Here is an 18,654-nt window from a genome sequence, read left to right on the forward strand (position 1 = left end):
CGTTATTTTTTTGGCTAATTTAACCTCAAATGTTATTTTTAGCTACCTGTTCATTTCAGACTTATAGCCGTCAGTCATATTATGATCCGCAATTATATTGTCGATATCATTCAGATTTGAAGAAGGCACATCGCCCGGTATAGTGTTTTTTACGGCAGAATATGCATTGCCGTAAGCCAGCGCTTTTTCGCAGTCAAGTCTGTAATGTAAAAGTCCGTACAATGTTCCTGCAATATATGCATCTCCGCTTCCGATTCTGTCAACAACATCTATAGCCTTATAAGGTTTTTCCGTATAATACTTATCCTGATAAGCATTATATATTACAGATCCGAAATCATGTACCTTCGGTGAATGCACTGTTCTTTGTGTAGATGCCACTATTGAGATAGGATACTCCTCGGTAAACGACTTCATAATTTCTCTTACATCTCCGGTCTTTCCGAAAGTAAGTCTGGCTGTATCCTCGGAGCAAAAGAATATATCCACAAACGGCAATATCTTTTCTATTGTCTCTCTTGCCTCATCACCGGACCAAAGATTGGCTCTGAAATTTACATCAAATGATATAATAGATCCATTCTCTTTAAATTTCTTTATCATTTCTATTGCGGTTTCTCTTGACTTTTCACAAAGAGCCAATGTTATACCTGTTGTATGAAAACATGTGGTGGACTTATACATATCTTCCGGAAACTCATTTATACTTATACTTTCAAAGCATGAATTTTTTCTGTCATATATTACATTAGGCTTTCTCGGATATGCCCCGTTTTCGTAGAAATATATCCCCACTCTGGCATCTTTATTCGAATCATATATTATATAATCGTCACTGATTCCATAAGATCTGACAGTATTCTTTATATATGCACCCATTTCATGTGAAGGAAGCTTTGTTATAACTCCGGTTTTTAATCCGAGAAGTGATGCACCTACCGCAACATTTAACTCCGCACCTCCTACCTGTCTGATAAGTGTATCTCCTCTTACCAGTCTGTCATCTCTTACAGGTGAAAGTCTTAAAAGCGCCTGTCCCAAAGTCAATAAATCAAATTTCTTATCCATCTCTTTGCCTTTCAAAAAAACTTACCTAAACTCTTTTATACATTCTGAATGTATAAGGTATATCAAAATATGTCTCTTCCTCTGTTTCAAGCAAAAGACTCCATTCCTTATCAGCATCCAGATTCAAAAAATGTCTGTCAGCCGCATACTCATAGTCAATATATGTAACATGGGCGACATTGCAATAGGGCAAGAAATTTCTATAAACACTTTCTCCCCCTATAACAAAAACATTTTCATTATTAATATTATTTTCTTTAAGGTACTCCAAGCATGACTCCACACTGTTTACTACTGTTGCACCTTTTATTTTCAAGTTTTTATCTTTTGATAAAACTATATTTTCTCTTCCTGCAAGCGGCTGAGAACCGGGAAGTGACAATAATGTATTATGTCCCATTATTATCACCTTTCCTACAGTCTCCTCCCTGAAAAGTTTCATATCTTTGGGAATCGAAACCAAGAGCTTCCCCTTATTTCCGATTCCCCATTTTTTATCTACCGAAACAATTATATTCATCCTATTCCTCAGCTATAATCAGTTCCTTTGCATAAGGCAATGTCTCTATCCAATTGCAAAATCTTCTCCACTCTTCAAGTTTATGATGTTTTCTTGATTTATAAATATTAATGAGAGTTTCATAGTTTAATGTACAGGTTCTCATTTGATTGTAGCTTGAAGGTAAAAGCTGTATAAGGTCATACCAAAGTGCCTTATCCTTAGTTTCCACATATTCAAGCCTTATCTTTTCCATTTCATCAACAAGGCCTTTTAAAACTTTCAGACCGTTCTCAGTCAGATGATCATGTGAAAAATCTTCAATCTCAAAAGGTTTTGAATGAATCTTGTGCATCGTGGATGTGGAATTTGCAACTGTGGCAACCTTATATGTATCGTACTCTTTCCACCAATACATAGGTGCGGTTATATCAACAGAAAGCATTACCTGTCTTAAATACTTTCTGTGGTCGCTTGTTCCGGCATTTCTAAGCCTTTTTGCAAGCGATAAATCATTCTCCCCTAAAATATATTGACCGTTTTCATCATAATAACTGTCCGATCTCGCCCATGAATTCATCGGATTTCTTGCGCCTCTTATGGCATTTTCCAAATTCATAACATAAACTCTGTTAAAATCTATCATCCCATCTCCCTTTTCTTTTTAATTCCATATACATATTATAGCCTCTTTCAAGCATCATTCTTTCATTTGAAAATTTCAAAAGATGAAAAGATTCATGGTATTTATAATACCCCGAATCTACAAAATATTCTTCTCTTTGCGGTCTTGAAAAATAGCTGTCGGTCTTCATCAAAAACCAATGTACTCTCTTATCAATAATCTCCGTACTTGTGTTAAATGTATAATGGCTGGTTCCTATAAATTGTACTATTTTAGCCTTTGCTCCGGTTTCCTCGTAAACCTCCCTCAGTGCAGTCTGTTCAAATGTTTCACCCGGTTCCACAGTTCCTTTCGGCAAAACCCATCCCTCATATTTATTTTTATAATTTTTAAACAAGGTCAATATCTTTCCATGATATATAACTACACCACCGCAGCTGGTTGCTTCTATCATTCCACACCTCCACTTTAGTGATAACTAAAAGAAGTATAAACCAATGCTGCGCTATAGTAAAGAACATATCACTCTATGCCTCTTTTTAGATGTCCTCTTGTAAAATCCGAAATATTTTCAACATCAATTCCCTTAATAAAATAATCAAAGTATTTCCTTATGACAGCCTTTGTCTCTCTCACATTCTCTGTGGTAAACCAAAGTCTTAATATTCCCGGTGCAATCTTTTTTATTTCTTTTTCCATTCCTATAACTGAAAGCGGCTTTGAATTAAGTATCGTGTTATAACAAAAATCACAGTGTGTTTTTACCTGCATCTCACTGTTTTTTCTGTCCTTTAATACAAGTACTTCCTTCTTATGGTCACAGCCCTTTGTAGTTTTCTTTAAACATTGTGCAGAAACCATCATAGGGATCTTTCCGTAAGCAACCATCTCATTTCCCTCATTTTCAAGCTGTTTCATCTCATTCAGATTCAGCTCCAAAGGATATGTAAGTCTCTTTACATTAAACTTTTCATTATAAAAGTCTATTGTATTCTTATTATAAGCATAGATATTGTAATCAAGTATAATACTTGCCGAAGCGTCTATATTATCATTTATGTAAAATATTTCTTCCAGACTTCTGACTATATAATTATCAAACTTAAAATCTTTAATTTCTTTTATATGCTTTGCAAAAAATTTCTTTGCCTCATCTCTGAAAATATGCGGCATATATAAGTTACAGTTGCTTGAATAAGACCTTAATGTATTTATTTTTTCAGTTATGCCTTCATATCCAAGCAGTTCACTCTCTATACTTATCTCATCAAGTACAATCCCCTCTTCCTTTGCAAATTGAATTGCACCGTCTATCTGCTCCATGCTCTCGCAAAGTATATTGAGTTTTACTCTATCGGATTCTTTTTTCTCGCCGCTTATAACCGGATGTATAAATCCTTCGTATTCCTTTATATCCGAATCATCTCTTGTATACCTTGTTAAAATTTTCTCTTCAAGCTTATCCAAGGCCTCTCTTCTTATCTCGTTTAAAGCCTTTAAAGGGATAAACAGATTATCATCCAGCTCTATACTTAAATTCTCAAAGTGAAATCTGCTGTTACCCGTCTTTTTTAGTTGTTTATCCACATCTTCCAAAGAAACAGCTTTGTTCTTTGCAGGCTGAGGTATATCACCGATAATTTCCACAGATAAAAACTTGTCAAATTCTTTATCTCTGCCATAGACCTCTTTTAAATTATCTATACTTACATCAAATGTTATAGGAGTATTTTCTTTTAATATGATTGAGCCTGAAACGGAAAGTTGCTTTTTACCTTCAACAAAAGTCTTATCAAGATAATCAAAGTACTCCGAGTTCACCTGCTTATTAACAGGCTTTTCATGCAGAGCAATCATATCCTTGCCGTTATGCTCCTTATAATAACCGTCGGTCTGTCCGCCTCTGTCAAAGAGGTCAAGTAAAAGCTTTCTGTCCGCCTTCTCAACCTTATATCCGGCTCTTCCTTTTTCATTATACAGATCCAAATACTTTCTCCATATACTTACCACACCTGCAGTATATCTTGGCGCTTTCATTCTTCCTTCAATTTTCAAAGAATCTATTCCCGCCTCAATAAGATCCGGCAAAATATCCAAACTGCATAGGTCCTTACAGCTTAAAAGATTTCTTTCATCGGCTTTATTAAGTTTTTTGTCACCTTCATACACATCATAAGGCAGTCTGCAGGTTTGAGCACATCTTCCTCTGTTTCCGCTTCTTCCGCCTATCATTGAACTCATAAGGCATTGCCCTGAATATGAGTAGCAAAGCGCTCCATGTACAAAGCACTCTATTTCAATATCGCTCTTTTTATCTATGTCTCTTATCTCTTCCAAAGATATCTCTCTGGCCGGAACTATTCTGCTTGCCCCCTGATTTTTTAAAAATATGGCTCCGTAGCTTCCCGTTATAGTCATCTGAGTACTGGCATGTACCGGTAACTTCGGAAAATGCTTCCTTATAAATTCAAACACACCGAGATCCTGTACTATAACCGCATCAACACCTGCATTATAGTAAGTCTTTATATAATCAAAAAGCTCTCCGATTTCACTTTCCTTTAAAAGAGTGTTTACAGTCATATAGACATTTACCCCGAAAGTATGAGCGTATTCAATACCCTTTATTAAAATATCCTCTTCCGGATTATCGGCATATGCTCTGGCTGAAAACTTTTTTCCTCCTATATATACCGCATCCGCTCCTGCATTGACCGCCGCCACAAGACTCTCATACGAGCCGGCAGGAGCCAAAAGCTCTACATTATTCATTCTTAACCTTTCATTTCAATACCGAGATGGATATATGCATTCTCAGTAGCAACTCTTCCTCCCGGTGTCCTGTTTATAAGTCCGTTCATCAAAAGATAGGGCTCATATACATCTTCCAAAGTACCTGCATCCTCACCCAATGCCGCACTCAAAGTATTAAGTCCCACCGGACCTCCTCCAAACTTTTCTATAATAGTGAGTAAAATCATTCTGTCATTGTTATCAAGCCCAAGTTTGTCAACATCAAGGATATCCAGTGCATAATCCGCAACTTTTTTATCTATCACACCGTTATACTTTACCTGTGCAAAATCTCTGACACGCTTTAAAAGTCTGTTTGCAAGTCTTGGAGTACCTCTGCTTCTTCTTGCAATTTCCATGGCTCCGCTCTCATCTATTTCCACACCGAGAACCATGGATGAGCGCATTACAATCTCTTTCAACTCGTCTGTAGTATAAAATTCAAGCTTTTGTACCACACCGAATCTGTCTCTAAGCGGTGCCGTAAGCAGGCCCGCTCTTGTGGTTGCACCCACCAAAGTGAATCTGGGCAAATCCAGTCTGATACTTCTTGCTCCGGCTTCCTTACCTATTACAATGTCTATTGCAAAATCTTCCATTGCAGGATAAAGCACTTCTTCCACCTGGCGATTCAGCCTGTGTATCTCATCCACAAAAAGCACATCACCCTCATTCAGATTATTTAAAATCGCAGCCATATCTCCCGGCTTTTCAATTGCAGGGCCTGAGGTAACCTTTAAGTTTGTTCCCATCTCATTTGCAATGATATTACAAAGTGTAGTCTTTCCAAGTCCCGGAGGGCCGTAGAAAAGCACATGGTCAAGACTTTCTTTTCTAAGCTTTGCAGCATCTATATAAATTTTAAGGTTTTTTCTTATTTTATCCTGACCGATATATTCATTTAAAAATTGAGGTCTCAGACTTTTTTCTATCTGCTTATCTTCTTTTGTTATTTCAGTTGAAATTATTCTTCTTTCCATTTATATGCCCACTATATCTTATTCTTAGAATATCGCCATCTTTTTTAAAGCAATTTTCAGTATATCCTCTGTAGTATCGGATTCATTTATATCAATGCTTCTTAACACCTTATAAGCTTCACTGCTTGAATATCCCAAGGAAACCAAAGCTTCCACAACTTCACTTTGCACTCCGCCGTTTACAGGCTTTTCATTTTCTATGGATTTGATACTTTCAAGATCAACCTTCTCTTTTAAATCAAGAATTATTCTCTTCGCAATCTTAGGTCCTATACCTTGAGCCGCACTTATCGCCTTGTGATCATCGGAAACTATAGCCATCTTCAAGTCAAATGTACTTAAAGTCGACATTATACTGAGCGCAGCCTTCGGACCGACACCGCTTATTCCTATAAGCTTTTTAAACATACTAAGGTCCGCTCTGTCTAAAAATCCGTATAATGTATGTGCATCCTCTGAAATCTTCAAATATGTATGTATAACAATATCTTTTCCCTTTGATATATTTTCCAGATCTCTACCGCAAACAAATACTTCATAACCCAAACCGGCACATTCCACTATTATATTGTCAATATTTTTCTCTACAACAATTCCTTTTATATATGCAATCATATCTCTTCCCAATATTTTAATCTCAAGACTATAATATCATATAGCAAGATTACAAATCAAACAAAATCGAACACACTTTCGCAAATTATTGATTAAAACATGCGAGGATATTATAATACAGGTATGAAAGAAATAACAAAGATTTTTAAGAACAATATAAAATATGATTTATCAAAAATAGGAAATCCGGAAAAAGTACTTTTTTTTGATATAGAAACCACAGGACTGAGTCCGAAAAATTCAAAGCTTTATCTTATCGGCTGTATAAGTGTTGAAAAAGACAATTTAAACTTTAAGCAATGGTTTTCCGAAAATATGTCCGATGAAACGTCTATGTTACAGTCATTTTATGAGTATGCCGCAAAATTCGATACTTTGATTCATTTTAACGGAGACGGCTTTGACCTTCCTTATATAAGAGAATGTGCCAAGCAATACTATCTTTTCAATCCGCTTGATGAGTATGTAAGCATCGATATATACAAGAAAATAAGACATTTAAAGAAACCGCTCGGACTTGAAAGAATGAATCAGAAATCATTGGAGGAATTTCTGGGGCTGCATCGAGAGGATATCTATACCGGAGGCGAACTTATAGAATTTTACTACAGATATACACAAAATAAAGATTCGGATATTTTACATGCCCTGCTATTACATAACGAAGAAGATCTTTTGGGTATGTTAAAGGTTGTGGAGATGCTCTCTTACCCGGATTTTTTTGACTCAAACTTTACCGTCAAATCAGGACATGTAAATGATGATACACTGTTTTTAAACTACATCTGCAATGAAACTCTACCGCATGATTTGAAACTCACCGACGATATTTCATTATATATTTCAGGTAATAAAGCGGAAATAAGCATACCTATATTAAAAGATGAGTTGAAATTTTTCTTTGAAAATTACAAGGACTACTATTATCTCACAATTGAAGATTATGCCATACATAAAAGTATAGGAGAATTTGTAGACAAAGCGGTAAAGAAAAAAGCCACCAGACAAACCGCCTATATCAGGCAGTTTGCCGATTATATATACTGCTTTAATATGTCTGATATTGATGAAACATTTAAAAAAGATTACAAAGCAAAAGAAAAATATATAAATTTAGCAAAACTCGATTTTGATGACAAAGAGTTTTTCGGTAAATACTTGGTCGAAATATTCAAACATTTTAAACTATTAAAATAATAATTAGATTATTCAGAAAATAGATACAAAAAATACTGAAATAGGTTATAAATTTATAAAGTCCTTATAAATTCTGATTATAAGGACTTTATGTATTAAATCAATATATATTTTCAATTTTTTCTACAATTTATAATATAAAATCAATATACATATGGATGTTTTAAAAGCCATCTCATATATGCCAAAGCCTTCTTTTCACCCTCATTCTTATTCATTAGCAGGATTTTTTCAAGCAAGGCTCTTGTATCCTTATGTAAATCAATATAATCTTTTCTCTTGCTGTAATAATCCCATGGAACATCTGTTGTATAGCTGTCTCCGGAATATACCTTTGAAGCCGCAATTCTGTCACAACACATCTCAAGCACGTATTTTAAAGGCATTTTCATACCCATAAGCCCGTCTTTTTCGTCAGGACCGTAGTCAATCCAGTACTCAAAATGATGTTTATTTCTTCCCTTATGATGTAGCCATGAGCTTGAATACCCTTTTTCAAGCTTCTCTATAGCATTCGGACTCCTGTCTCCTTGATAGTATTTTATACCTATTAAGAACTCTTCAGGCGAATATTTGCTCAAATCGTGTAGGAATCCCTGCTTAATTAGACCAATTTTAAAACAAAAGTCCATTACAGTAAGCTTATGTTTATTTATTGTCTTTAAATGATTAAATACACTGTTATTATGCATAATTATCTATCTCCTCTAATTAAATATTTGACAATATACACATTGCGTGATATCATATAATTACAGATAAAAATTACCACTTGAATGCTTGATGATAGAAAGTTTTACTTTCATCTAAACAAAGAACGACTTTCAATTATCCCCCAAACGGATTTTTGAGCCTGTAATCTTTCAAGCTATTTAACTTTTTTCTGTAGTTACACTTTTTTATTTGGAGGCATTATTTATGAACAGAGGTACAGTTAAGTGGTTTAATAACCAAAAAGGTTACGGTTTCATCTCAGATGAAGGCGGAAGTGATGTATTCGTACATTTTTCTGATTTAAACATGGAAGGATTTAAGACTCTTGATGAGGGAATCTCGGTTGAATATGATTTAACTGAGGGTGCTAAGGGACCACAGGCCGTAAACGTTACAGTAGTCAGATAATCATAGATATGTTTAAAGAGCTCTTTTAAGAGCTCTTTTTTTATATCGTCTTCTCATCAAGATGCCGTAAACTACTTTGTTGTAGCTTTTTTCAGCATATCCTTAAGCTCATTCACATTAAAATCATATGCCTTATTGCAAAAATGACATTTCACTTCTATAGACTTACCATCATCTATCATTTCCTGCAACTCTTTTTCCCCTACACTTATAAGAGCCTTTTCTATCCTCTCCTTATCACAATTGCATTTAAAGCAAAGATCAAGACTCTCGTTAAATTCAAGATCCACATCTCCCAAGATATCCTTAAGTATTTCATTTGGAGACATGCCCTCACTCAGCATTGTGGTGACAGGTCTTAAATTATTTATTTTTATTTCAAGCTTATCTATTATTTCATCAGGACAATGTGGCATAAGCTGTATAATAAAACCTCCTGCCGCATTTATTGTATTATCTTTATTTAACAATACCCCAAGTCCGACACTTGAAGGTGTCTGCTCACTTGTCGCATAGTAATATGTCAAATCTTCAGCTATTTCTCCGGATAAAAGTGCCACCTGACCTACATAAGGCTCCTTCATTCCGGTATCCATTATAACACTCATAAGTCCGACACCGATTGCCTCTGCAACATCAAGTTTACCCTTTGCATTAGGAGGAATAATAACAGTAGGATTAAAAGGATATCCCTTTACTTCACCTTTATTGTTTGCTGTTGCAATCACTCCTCCGAGAGGGCCGTCGCCCTCTATTTTTAATGTAAGGAGATCCTTTTCTCCCTTCATCATGCTTCCCATCATTGCCGCTGCGGTAAGCATTCTTCCCAATGCCGCAGTCGCCACCGGTGAAGTATTATGATCGTTTTTGGCTTCCTCAACCAAATCTTTTGTATTTGCAGCAAAAGCTCTTATATATCCGTTTGCCGCAGTGGCTTTCACCATATAATCTTTCATTTACTTTCCCTTCTCTCTGGCCACAAAAAGTATTCTCTCAGTATTTTCACTTATATCCCCATAAGTATCCGCATCCAGATATTTTTCAAGCACCATATTACTTGAATCTATCGCAGATAATATTTCATCAAAGGTATAAGCTTTTTGTACATGCCTTTCTTCAAACCTTTTGTAATTATCACCTTCAAGCTTTATAAAAAGATTCAAATCATATTCATTGATTCTTTTATCAATGTCATATGTATTTTCCCATATAAAACTTGCCTGTTCTCTTACCTCTGCAAAAGTATTATCCCCAAGTATATTTTGATATTTATATTCAGTATTCATATCAAAAATAAAAAGCCCGTTAGGATCCAAATAATTATTCACCCAGGCAAATACTTCTTTAAGCTCAGATAATTCCCTTATATAATTCAAACTGTCACAACGAGATATTATTGCGCTTACAGTTCCGTACAGCTCAAATTCTCTCATATCCTGACAAAGATATAATATATCATTACCCGAAGCATATTTTTTCTCCATTGCCACATCAAGCATATCATACGAGTTGTCTATACCTATCATATCATATCCCAGATTTGCAAGCCTTTCGGTAATTGCTCCGGTACCGCATCCCAGATCACATATCAACCCGTCTTTTATATTCTCTTTATATAATATATCCTTTATCTGCTCCACCCACTTGTCATAGGGAACATTGTCCATGAACAAATCATATACTTTTGCAAAATTTGTATATTGCTCCATTATTTTTCCTTAAAATTTTAGGTGACGTCAAACCGCCACCTAAAATAATACCCTTATTTAGTTCTTACCGCAGCAGAATTTATACTTCTTTCCACTTCCACACGGACATGGATCGTTTCTGCCGACTTTCTTTTCTTTAACTACAGTACCGCTCTTTTTCTGAGCCTTGTAGAGTTCTTTTCTTTTTTCTTCATCCAGAAGGCTGTCCCACTCAGGTAAGTTATAAAGCCAGTCCGCCTTAGCCTCCACCATGTTGTAATAGAGCTTCTCAAGGTCGATATCAAGAGCAATCTCCGTATCTTCCTTCATTTCTTCAATAGGATTAGGCTTATTAAGTGAATCATTTATACCGTCCAAAAAGCCTGTAATTGTCTGTATATCTGTATCAAATTTTGTTGCCAATTCCGCTACGGTGCATTTGATAACATCTTTAGGGTTCTTTAAGATCTTCTCATAGATACCCTTTTCAACTATAAAGTAGTTTTTCCAAATCTCTTCTTTTTGCCTGTCATCTGTTGCATCGCCGTAAGCTTTATTTCTCCAATTTTCCAATAAGGTCATCGTAACTTCCCCTTTTTTCTTAAACTTGATTAAGTATTATATACTAAAACCTCTTTAAAAGCAAGATAGCAGGATTGTAGAATATTCTGATTAATGCAAATTATTGTATAAATTGTATATTAAGTAAGGTCGTACTAACTTGTATTTTATTCAATACATGCAAATTTACTCTTGTTATTTTACATTAAATAGATTAGAATATCATCAAGTAAGAGAAACATATAAATTTTAGGAGGAAATTTCAATGGCATATACAATTACAGATAAGTGCGTTAGTTGCGGAACATGTGAGGGCGAGTGTCCTGTAAGTGCAATTTCACAGGGAGATACTCAGTTCAACATCGACGCTGATGCTTGCATCGATTGCGGTACATGTGCTTCAGTTTGCCCTACAGATGCTATTATAGCTTAATTATTGCTTGCTCAAAGCGATAATACTTATCATACGACCTGCTCATGCAGGTCTTTTTTATTACCTAAAAGATATTTACTTATATAAAAAAGCGAGACAGTTGCCTATCTCGCCATGTTTACAAACTTTGTTATATCAGGTTTCCAAACCAGATTTATTGTTCCTATTGCACCGTTTCTTTGTTTTGCAATAATAACCTCGGCTTCATTCGGATGTTCCGTATCCTTATTATAATAATCATCTCTGTACAAAAACATTACAACATCGGCATCCTGCTCTATCGCTCCGGACTCTCTCAAATCCGAAAGCATAGGTCTGTGATCCGGTCTTGTTTCACAGGCTCTTGAAAGCTGCGAAAGTGCGATAACAGGTGCTCTCATCTCTCTTGCCAAAGCCTTTAAACTTCTGGAAATGTCCGAAATCTCCTGTTGCCTGCTTATATTAGTCTTTCCGCTTCCCGTCATCAGCTGTAAATAATCTATTATAATAATATCAAGACCTTTTTCAAGCTTCATCTTTCTACATTTGGACCTTAACTCATTTATTGAAATACCCGGAGTATCATCAATTGCCAATGTGGAGGATCCGACACTTACAGCACCCTCTATCAAACTGTTCCAGTCATTGTCATTAAGATTTCCTGTACGAAGTTTTTGCGAATCCACATTACTCTCCATACTCAAAAGTCTGTTGACAAGCTGCTCGGCACTCATCTCCAAAGAAAAAACCATACATGAAATTTTCTTCTTCATAGTAATATTTTGAACTATATTAAGGACAAATGCGGTCTTACCCATGGAAGGTCTCGCAGCCACCAAAACAAGATCGGAAGGCTGAAGTCCGCTGGTCTTAAAATCCAAATCCACAAATCCTGTAGGAATACCTGTAACTGTATCACTGTTTTTTGATGCGGCTTCTATTTTATCCAAAACATTTAATACCACATCATTTATAGGTACAATATCCTTTGTTTCCTTGGTCTGAAGCAGTTTAAATATCTCATTTTCCGTCTTTGCAAAAAGTTCATCGACTCCCTTTTCGCCCACATAGCAATCGTTTACTATTTCCTCCGATATTTTAATAAGCCTTCTGACATTGGACTTATCCTTAACTATTTTAGCGTAATTTTTTATATTTGCAGATGTCGGAACCGAGTCCATTATCCCTCTGAAAAAATCAAGACTTGTTATATCCGGAGGTACCTGCTTTTCAACAAGTTTATTTTGAATAAGCACCAAATCTATAGGTTTACCTTCATTAAAGAGTTCAACCATACATTCAAATACAGTGCCGTATGCCTTGCTGTAGAAATCATTTTTATCCAGAACTTCTATAGCACTTGCAACAGCCTCTTTGTCAAGCAGCATAGATCCCAAAACCGCTTTTTCGGCATCTATACTGTTTGGCATCACTCTCTTAACCAGAGCTTCTTCCATTACTCTTCTCCAACTTTTACCTTCAGTGCGGCTGTGACATCCTTATGTAACCTTACCTTTACTTCATGGTTTCCGAAAGTCTTTATAGGCTCCGCAATTACAAGTTTTTTCTTATCTATTTCAAGTCCAAGCTGACTCTTTATGGCTTCTTCTATTTCCTTTGATGATACGGAACCGAAAGTTCTTCCGTCTTTTCCACCCTTTATTGTCAATGATACGCTTGCTTCATTAAGCTTTGCAGCCAACTCCTTTGCAGCCTCAAGCTTTTCCTTTGCAATCTTTTCTTCATTTGCTTTTTGAAGTTTTAAAGTATTTAAATTTTCCTGATTCGCCTCTACGCCCTTCTTTTTAGGTATAATAAAGTTTCTTGCATAACCTTCACTTACTTCAACAATATCGCCCTTTTTTCCCAATGATTTTACATCTTCCAATAAAACAACTTTCATTATATTTCTCCTTTTTCAATCATTTCTTTCAGCACTTCTTTCACACGTTTTTTCGCATCTTCTATTGTGCCCTCTTTTATCTGTGCTCCGGCAACGGATCTGTGTCCGCCTCCACCAAGTTTTTCCATAATTGTCTGAACATTTACTTCATCCATGGATCTTGCACTGATATATATTATATTATTATATAATGTCAAAACAAAACTTGCCTTTATACCCTTTATATTTAAAAGGTCATTTGCAGCCTGTGCACATACCAAAGTAGGTGATGCCGTATTCTCGGAATCACATTCACTTATGGCATAGCACTCCTTAAAGATTTCGGCATTGTGAATCGCTTCAGCCTTTGCAAGGTAATCAATAGCGTCTTCTCTAAACATCTTTCTGACTCTGGTGACATCGGCACCGCATCGCTTCAGAAATGCCGCAGCCTCAAATGTTCTTACACCTGTTTGCACATTAAAGTTTTGAGTATCAATTACTATTCCCGCATACATAGCATCCGCTTCCACGGTTTTCAACTTAATATCGTCAGATATATACTGTACAATCTCAGATACCATTTCACAGGCCGATGATGCAAAAGTCTCCACATAAGATAATGTTGCATTTGTAATTATCTCCGAGCTCTGCCTGTGGTGGTCAAATACCACAATATTTTTAGCCTTCTTTAAAAGAGAAGGTCCCTCTGTAATACTCGGTCTGTTTACATCCACAACAACCACTAAAGACTCGTTTGTAATACTGTTTACAGCCTTTTCCTCGGAAATAAACAAATCATCCGGATACTCCGCAGTCTTAAACTTCTCTATCATAGGCCTTGCCGAAGGATTTACATCTCCCATCAGGATATGAGCTTTTTTGTTAAGACTGGTAGCAATCCTCCAGATTCCTATCGCGGCACCGAAGGCATCCATATCAAGAATTTTATGCCCCATTATAATTACTTTATCTTTATTCTCAAGCAATTCTCTGAATGCATGAGCCTTTACTCTGGCCTTCACTCTGGTCTGCTTTTCAACAGTTTGTGCTTTTCCGCCGAAGTATTTTATCTCTTTTTCAGTCTTTACAACAGCCTGGTCTCCTCCTCTTCCAAGTGCCATATCCATAGCCATTCTTGCCAGTTCATAGTTTCTTGAAAGATTCTCACTTCCATAGCCGATACCGATACTTAGGGTGATGCTCATTTCATTACCGATATTTACAGTCTTTACATCCTCCAAAATATCAAATCTTACCTCTATCGCCGAGTTCAAATTTTCTCTCTTTATAACAAAGAAAAATTTATCTTTCTCAAGCTTCTTTACAATACCGTTGAAACTGTTTATATATTGATTTATCTTTCTGTCAATCAACGCTTCAAGAAGCGACTTTCTTACCTCTTCAACACTTTCCATGGCCTCATCATAATTATCCATATAGATAAGTCCTACCACAGGCATGGAATCATCCTTCTTATTTTGTAATTCCACCAGATTGGTTTCATCAAAAAGGCAAATCGTATATACAAAAGACTCCTCAATATATAATCTTGTTATCCTTATACGATATTTTCTACCCTGATATTCGCCGTGAAAATCCGTTTTATCGGTAATTTTCTCAATATCATTTTCAGTGATATTTTCAAACATCGCATGAATATCTTTTTTGGACTGCCTGTCTTTTTGTACAAGCGAATTGAAAGCCCTGTTTCTCCAGGCTATAATTCCCTTTTTATCCATCAAGGCATATGGTATATCCAAATCCTGAGAAAATATATTCTGCGTATTCTCGCTTGCCATGGCATACTCTACCATGTAATTTGACAAATTTCTTGAAATCATAATATTCCATACTACAATGTATATTATTCCGAAAAGCGCCAGTAAAAAAATTATTGCACCACAGCCTTTCCCCGGTGCAACAAACAATATTCCAAGCAAAAACACCAAGACTATAAGTGAATACAGCAAGTTTTTCCTTAAGATTGCCTTTGTATTTTTTTTGTTTTTCATTAGCATCTCCATTATTTTAAAAATGGTATTCCGCCACATATATAATATGCGGCAAAATGTCATCGCTTTTATTATAAAAGTTTTAATTGATTATATCAAGAAAAGTATAATCTATCAAGCTTAGCGATTTTCTATAAAACTTAAATAAGGGCTGTTTTCACAGCCCTTAAAAACTTTTCATAATATAAATTTCACACTCATCAAATTATACATTCACATCTGCTGCGTCTTCAAGCAACATTGCTTCATACTTACCTATGACCGTGTCCGAAATAAGCTCTCTGGTTTGAGAGTTTATAGGATGAGCAATATCTCTGTACTCACCGTCAGCTGCCATTCTGCTTGGCATAGCTATAAACAATCCCTTTTCACCTTCGATAACCTTAATATCGTGAATAACAAATTCATTATCTAAAGTAATCGATACAACGGCCTTCATCTTACCTTCTTTATCAATTCTTCTAACTCTGACATCAGTAATCTGCATTATTTGAATCCCCCCTTAATCTCCTTAAAGAGTATATCTTTCGTTTTTTTCTATTACTATTCTGACCTGCTCTGCTGTCCCAATATAAGTCGAATTTGCACGTATTGTATCACGGCTTTCCACAATACAGTTTTCAATGACTGTGTTATCGCCAATATATACATCATTCAAAATAACAGAATTCCTAATTATACAACCGTTACCTATGTACGATTTATTAAAAAGAACTGAGTTTTCAACTGTACCGTTTATGATACAGCCACTTGCAATAAGTGAATTTGACACCTTAGCCCCCGGATTATACTTTGCCGGCGGCAAATCGTCAACCTTAGAATACACGCCCGGATATTCTACAAAGAAATGATCTCTCACCTCTTTTTTCAAGAAATCCATATTTGTCTTATAATAAGATTCTACTGAAGCTATATTGCTCCAATAAGAATTAATCTTATATGCATATATTCTCTTCAAATTTTTGTATCTGATCAAAATATCTTTTACGAAGTCATATCTGTCCTCCGCAATACTTCTTTCAATCAGTTCAATAAGTTGTCTCCTTCTGATAATATATATCCCGCAGGATATATTTACAGAATCAGTAACTATCGGTTTTTCTTCAAAATTGACTATTCTACCATCATCATTTATTGAAACCATACCGAATCTAGTCAAATCTTCTGTATCATTTGCTTTCTTGCATACTACAGTAATATCTGCTTTCTTTTCAATATGATACTCCAATACTTTATTATAGTCAAGTTTATAAATACCATCACCTGCACTAATAATAACATACGGCTCATGAGATCTCTTTAAAAACACCAAATTTTGATACAATGCATCAGCAGTACCTCTATACCAATCTGAACTCTCAGCGGTAATAGTCGGTGTGAAAACAAATAAACCACCTTGTTTTCTTCCAAAATCCCACCATTTTGATGAACTCAAATGTTCATTCAACGATCTTGAGTTGTACTGTGTAAATACAGCCACTTTTTGTACATGTGAATTTGACATATTGCTGAGTGCAAAATCTATACTTCTGTAACTTCCGGCGATAGGCATTGCTGCAATAGCCCTCTTGTTGGAAAGTTCTTTCATCCTTTTTGAGTTTCCGCCCGCCAACACTATTCCTATTGCTCTCATATCTTACCACCTACCTTTACAATGAAGTCACCGCTTAAAAGTTTACCATCCACATAGTCATCTATGGTTGTCTTTCCCAAAATAGCTGTATTCTTACCAATAACAACACCGTCAGGGATAGTTGTTCTCTCCCCGATTACTGCAAGATCGCAATTGTAAACTTTCTTATCGTATCTGCTCTCACAGAATTCAAAAGCTCCAATCTCGCAATTTTTTCCGACTTCGGAATTTTCAGCGATAATAGCTTTGGTAACCTTCGAGTTTGCGCCTATCTTACTGCCCTTCATAATTATGGAGTCGGTAACCACCGCACCCTCTTCAATAACAACTCCCGCACCTATTACCGAATTGTTCACTTCTCCGTAAACTTCCACACCTTCACCAATAATACTCTTGTTTATGGTGGAAGCCGCCGAAATATATTGTGGAGTAATAATATCGCCCTTGGTATAAATCTTCCAGTATTCTTCATACAGGTTGAATTCAGGTATTATATCAACAAGCTCCATGTTTGCTTCCCAATATGTTTCCAAAGTACCTACGTCTTTCCAATATCCGTTAAATTCATAACTGAAAATTCTACCGCCTTTGTTAAACACATGTGGAATAATATGTTTACCAAAATCACATCCCGGTTCATTTGATAATTCGATCAAAGAATCTCTAAGCGCCTTCCATGAGAAAATATAAATTCCCATAGATGCAAGGTTTGACCTTGGAACTTTAGGTTTTTCTTCAAACTCCGTTACCCTGCTGTTTTCGTCGGTTATAAGTATTCCAAATCTTGATGCCTCTTCCATCGAAACAGGCATAGCCGCAATAGTTATATCGGCATTGTTTGCCTTGTGGTAATCGAGCATTACCTCATAGTCCATCTTGTATATGTGATCACCTGAAAGTATCAAAACATAATCAGGATTGTAACTTTCCATATACTCAAGATTTTGGTAAATTGCATTGGCAGTACCTGAATACCAGTCACTACCTGCAGCATTTTCATACGGCGGCAATACAGTGACTCCTCCCATATTCCTATCCAAATCCCACGGAATTCCGATTCCGATATGGGTATTCAGCCTAAGAGGCTGGTACTGAGTCAAGACTCCAACCGTATCAACACCTGAATTGATGCAGTTGCTCAACGGAAAATCTATAATTCTGTACTTACCGCCAAATGAAACTGCTGGTTTTGCCACATTATGTGTCAGCACCCCAAGGCGACTGCCTTGTCCTCCTGCCAACAGCATAGCTATCATTTCCTTTTTAATCATGTACACACCTCGTTGCTAATGCTATTTCCTTATGTTTACACTTGAATTATAGCACAAATATACTCGATTGTGAATAAAAGATTTTATTTTAACGTATTTTTTTCTATGTTTTGATGAAATTTAATATCTGCTTCCAATAATTATGATACAATTAACAGCATTTACCATGTTACATTAAAAATTGCACAAAGTATTTTATATGTTTTTAGTTATTTTCACTAAGGTTTCAAATGTTCACAAAACGCAAAATATTATCGGTTCTTAAGTTGTCCAAACAATTGAATGTATGCTAT

Annotated in this window: 20 protein-coding genes; 3 read left to right on the forward strand and 17 right to left on the reverse strand. The window is 35.8% G+C overall.

The features are described from left to right. Nucleotides 1-42 precede the first annotated feature (42 nt). From HMPREF1495_RS03295 to ruvA, 7 genes are all read right to left on the reverse strand, one after another. Nucleotides 43-1,068 (reverse strand): sugar kinase, encoded by a 1,026-nt coding sequence (locus HMPREF1495_RS03295; RefSeq protein WP_034212029.1) that lies wholly within the window; start codon nucleotides 1,066-1,068, stop codon nucleotides 43-45. Between the two features lie 25 nt (nucleotides 1,069-1,093). Next, a complete protein-coding gene (locus HMPREF1495_RS03300; protein ID WP_007592680.1) occupies nucleotides 1,094-1,588 on the reverse strand; it encodes a dihydrofolate reductase in 495 nt (164 codons plus the stop codon). Between the two features lies 1 nt (nucleotide 1,589). Further along, nucleotides 1,590-2,213: a hypothetical protein gene (locus tag HMPREF1495_RS03305; RefSeq protein WP_034212031.1), complete on the reverse strand. Its 624-nt coding sequence runs from the start codon at nucleotides 2,211-2,213 to the stop codon at nucleotides 1,590-1,592. After that, nucleotides 2,200-2,646 (reverse strand): NUDIX hydrolase, encoded by a 447-nt coding sequence (locus HMPREF1495_RS03310; RefSeq protein WP_034212033.1) that lies wholly within the window; start codon nucleotides 2,644-2,646, stop codon nucleotides 2,200-2,202. Before HMPREF1495_RS03310 ends, HMPREF1495_RS03305 begins: the two co-directional genes overlap by 14 nt. Before the next feature lie 68 nt (nucleotides 2,647-2,714). Continuing rightward, nucleotides 2,715-4,964, reverse strand: coding sequence for a U32 family peptidase (locus HMPREF1495_RS03315; RefSeq protein WP_034212035.1), 2,250 nt, complete (start codon nucleotides 4,962-4,964; stop codon nucleotides 2,715-2,717). Nucleotides 4,965-4,966: 2 nt separating this feature from the next. Next, nucleotides 4,967-5,965: a Holliday junction branch migration DNA helicase RuvB gene (gene ruvB, locus HMPREF1495_RS03320; RefSeq protein WP_034212037.1), complete on the reverse strand. Its 999-nt coding sequence runs from the start codon at nucleotides 5,963-5,965 to the stop codon at nucleotides 4,967-4,969. A gap of 24 nt (nucleotides 5,966-5,989) precedes the next feature. After that, nucleotides 5,990-6,580, reverse strand: a complete 591-nt coding sequence (ruvA, locus tag HMPREF1495_RS03325) for a Holliday junction branch migration protein RuvA (RefSeq protein ID WP_007592690.1) — start codon at nucleotides 6,578-6,580, stop codon at nucleotides 5,990-5,992. Nucleotides 6,581-6,703: 123 nt separating this feature from the next. On the opposite strand from ruvA, the gene HMPREF1495_RS03330 reads away from it, so the two are divergent. Continuing rightward, complete coding sequence (locus HMPREF1495_RS03330) at nucleotides 6,704-7,777, forward strand: ribonuclease H-like domain-containing protein (RefSeq protein WP_007592692.1); 1,074 nt, start codon at nucleotides 6,704-6,706, stop codon at nucleotides 7,775-7,777. A gap of 143 nt (nucleotides 7,778-7,920) precedes the next feature. On the opposite strand, the gene HMPREF1495_RS03335 is transcribed toward HMPREF1495_RS03330, so the two are convergent. Beyond that, nucleotides 7,921-8,469, reverse strand: coding sequence for a DUF5662 family protein (locus HMPREF1495_RS03335; protein WP_034212039.1), 549 nt, complete (start codon nucleotides 8,467-8,469; stop codon nucleotides 7,921-7,923). A 226-nt stretch (nucleotides 8,470-8,695) separates the two neighbouring features. Here HMPREF1495_RS03335 and HMPREF1495_RS03340 point away from each other — a divergent pair, with 226 nt between their 5' ends. After that, nucleotides 8,696-8,899 carry a cold-shock protein gene (locus tag HMPREF1495_RS03340; RefSeq protein WP_007592698.1) on the forward strand — a complete coding sequence of 68 codons (204 nt, stop codon included), beginning with the start codon at nucleotides 8,696-8,698 and terminating at the stop codon, nucleotides 8,897-8,899. Nucleotides 8,900-8,970: 71 nt separating this feature from the next. On the opposite strand, the gene hslO is transcribed toward HMPREF1495_RS03340, so the two are convergent. The 3 genes from hslO to HMPREF1495_RS03355 are packed head-to-tail and all read right to left on the reverse strand — an operon-like array spanning nucleotide 8,971 to nucleotide 11,169. After that, nucleotides 8,971-9,855, reverse strand: coding sequence for an Hsp33 family molecular chaperone HslO (hslO, locus tag HMPREF1495_RS03345; RefSeq protein WP_034212041.1), 885 nt, complete (start codon nucleotides 9,853-9,855; stop codon nucleotides 8,971-8,973). Continuing rightward, nucleotides 9,856-10,608, reverse strand: a complete 753-nt coding sequence (locus HMPREF1495_RS03350) for a class I SAM-dependent DNA methyltransferase (RefSeq protein ID WP_034212043.1) — start codon at nucleotides 10,606-10,608, stop codon at nucleotides 9,856-9,858. A gap of 57 nt (nucleotides 10,609-10,665) precedes the next feature. After that, a complete protein-coding gene (locus HMPREF1495_RS03355; RefSeq protein WP_034212045.1) occupies nucleotides 10,666-11,169 on the reverse strand; it encodes an SEC-C metal-binding domain-containing protein in 504 nt (167 codons plus the stop codon). Between the two features lie 244 nt (nucleotides 11,170-11,413). Here HMPREF1495_RS03355 and HMPREF1495_RS03360 point away from each other — a divergent pair, with 244 nt between their 5' ends. Further along, the gene (locus HMPREF1495_RS03360; RefSeq protein WP_007592708.1) at nucleotides 11,414-11,581 is read left to right on the forward strand and encodes a DUF362 domain-containing protein; all 168 of its coding nucleotides are present in this window, start codon (nucleotides 11,414-11,416) and stop codon (nucleotides 11,579-11,581) included. A 104-nt stretch (nucleotides 11,582-11,685) separates the two neighbouring features. Here HMPREF1495_RS03360 and dnaB read toward each other — a convergent pair whose 3' ends face one another. The 6 genes from dnaB to HMPREF1495_RS03390 all read right to left on the reverse strand — a co-directional run bounded on the left by dnaB (nucleotide 11,686) and on the right by HMPREF1495_RS03390 (nucleotide 18,361). Beyond that, nucleotides 11,686-13,017: a replicative DNA helicase gene (gene dnaB, locus HMPREF1495_RS03365; RefSeq protein ID WP_034212047.1), complete on the reverse strand. Its 1,332-nt coding sequence runs from the start codon at nucleotides 13,015-13,017 to the stop codon at nucleotides 11,686-11,688. Further along, nucleotides 13,017-13,463, reverse strand: a complete 447-nt coding sequence (gene rplI / locus HMPREF1495_RS03370) for a 50S ribosomal protein L9 (protein ID WP_034212049.1) — start codon at nucleotides 13,461-13,463, stop codon at nucleotides 13,017-13,019. Before rplI ends, dnaB begins: the two co-directional genes overlap by 1 nt. Further along, entirely contained in the window at nucleotides 13,463-15,457 is a 1,995-nt protein-coding gene (locus HMPREF1495_RS03375) for a DHH family phosphoesterase (RefSeq protein WP_034212051.1), read from the reverse strand. The genes rplI and HMPREF1495_RS03375 overlap by 1 nt, the downstream gene beginning before the upstream one ends. A 205-nt stretch (nucleotides 15,458-15,662) precedes the next feature. Then, complete coding sequence (gene spoVG, locus HMPREF1495_RS03380) at nucleotides 15,663-15,944, reverse strand: septation regulator SpoVG (RefSeq protein WP_007592713.1); 282 nt, start codon at nucleotides 15,942-15,944, stop codon at nucleotides 15,663-15,665. Between the two features lie 24 nt (nucleotides 15,945-15,968). Continuing rightward, entirely contained in the window at nucleotides 15,969-17,090 is a 1,122-nt protein-coding gene (glgD, locus tag HMPREF1495_RS03385) for a glucose-1-phosphate adenylyltransferase subunit GlgD (protein ID WP_007592716.1), read from the reverse strand. Beyond that, complete coding sequence (locus tag HMPREF1495_RS03390) at nucleotides 17,087-18,361, reverse strand: glucose-1-phosphate adenylyltransferase (protein ID WP_007592718.1); 1,275 nt, start codon at nucleotides 18,359-18,361, stop codon at nucleotides 17,087-17,089. Before HMPREF1495_RS03390 ends, glgD begins: the two co-directional genes overlap by 4 nt. Nucleotides 18,362-18,654: the final 293 nt, after the last annotated feature.

The organism is Lachnoanaerobaculum sp. MSX33 (genome assembly GCF_000512995.1).
Lineage (GTDB): Bacteria > Bacillota > Clostridia > Lachnospirales > Lachnospiraceae > Lachnoanaerobaculum.

Bases quoted from the DNA above. Each gene is read 5' to 3' on its own strand.
- HMPREF1495_RS03315 (WP_034212035.1), bottom strand. From the start codon at position 4,964: ATGAATAATGTAGAGCTTTTGGCTCCTGCCGGCTCGTATGAGAGTCTT.
- HMPREF1495_RS03390 (WP_007592718.1), bottom strand. From the start codon at position 18,361: ATGATTAAAAAGGAAATGATAGCTATGCTGTTGGCAGGAGGACAAGGC.
- ruvA (WP_007592690.1), bottom strand. From the start codon at position 6,580: ATGATTGCATATATAAAAGGAATTGTTGTAGAGAAAAATATTGACAAT.
- HMPREF1495_RS03340 (WP_007592698.1), top strand. From the start codon at position 8,696: ATGAACAGAGGTACAGTTAAGTGGTTTAATAACCAAAAAGGTTACGGT.
- dnaB (WP_034212047.1), bottom strand. From the start codon at position 13,017: ATGGAAGAAGCTCTGGTTAAGAGAGTGATGCCAAACAGTATAGATGCC.
- HMPREF1495_RS03375 (WP_034212051.1), bottom strand. From the start codon at position 15,457: ATGAAAAACAAAAAAAATACAAAGGCAATCTTAAGGAAAAACTTGCTG.
- HMPREF1495_RS03330 (WP_007592692.1), top strand. From the start codon at position 6,704: ATGAAAGAAATAACAAAGATTTTTAAGAACAATATAAAATATGATTTA.
- glgD (WP_007592716.1), bottom strand. From the start codon at position 17,090: ATGAGAGCAATAGGAATAGTGTTGGCGGGCGGAAACTCAAAAAGGATG.
- ruvB (WP_034212037.1), bottom strand. From the start codon at position 5,965: ATGGAAAGAAGAATAATTTCAACTGAAATAACAAAAGAAGATAAGCAG.
- HMPREF1495_RS03350 (WP_034212043.1), bottom strand. From the start codon at position 10,608: ATGGAGCAATATACAAATTTTGCAAAAGTATATGATTTGTTCATGGAC.
- rplI (WP_034212049.1), bottom strand. From the start codon at position 13,463: ATGAAAGTTGTTTTATTGGAAGATGTAAAATCATTGGGAAAAAAGGGC.
- HMPREF1495_RS03310 (WP_034212033.1), bottom strand. From the start codon at position 2,646: ATGATAGAAGCAACCAGCTGCGGTGGTGTAGTTATATATCATGGAAAG.
- HMPREF1495_RS03305 (WP_034212031.1), bottom strand. From the start codon at position 2,213: ATGATAGATTTTAACAGAGTTTATGTTATGAATTTGGAAAATGCCATA.
- HMPREF1495_RS03355 (WP_034212045.1), bottom strand. From the start codon at position 11,169: ATGACCTTATTGGAAAATTGGAGAAATAAAGCTTACGGCGATGCAACA.
- hslO (WP_034212041.1), bottom strand. From the start codon at position 9,855: ATGAAAGATTATATGGTGAAAGCCACTGCGGCAAACGGATATATAAGA.
- HMPREF1495_RS03335 (WP_034212039.1), bottom strand. From the start codon at position 8,469: ATGCATAATAACAGTGTATTTAATCATTTAAAGACAATAAATAAACAT.
- spoVG (WP_007592713.1), bottom strand. From the start codon at position 15,944: ATGCAGATTACTGATGTCAGAGTTAGAAGAATTGATAAAGAAGGTAAG.
- HMPREF1495_RS03295 (WP_034212029.1), bottom strand. From the start codon at position 1,068: ATGGATAAGAAATTTGATTTATTGACTTTGGGACAGGCGCTTTTAAGA.
- HMPREF1495_RS03300 (WP_007592680.1), bottom strand. From the start codon at position 1,588: ATGAATATAATTGTTTCGGTAGATAAAAAATGGGGAATCGGAAATAAG.
- HMPREF1495_RS03360 (WP_007592708.1), top strand. From the start codon at position 11,414: ATGGCATATACAATTACAGATAAGTGCGTTAGTTGCGGAACATGTGAG.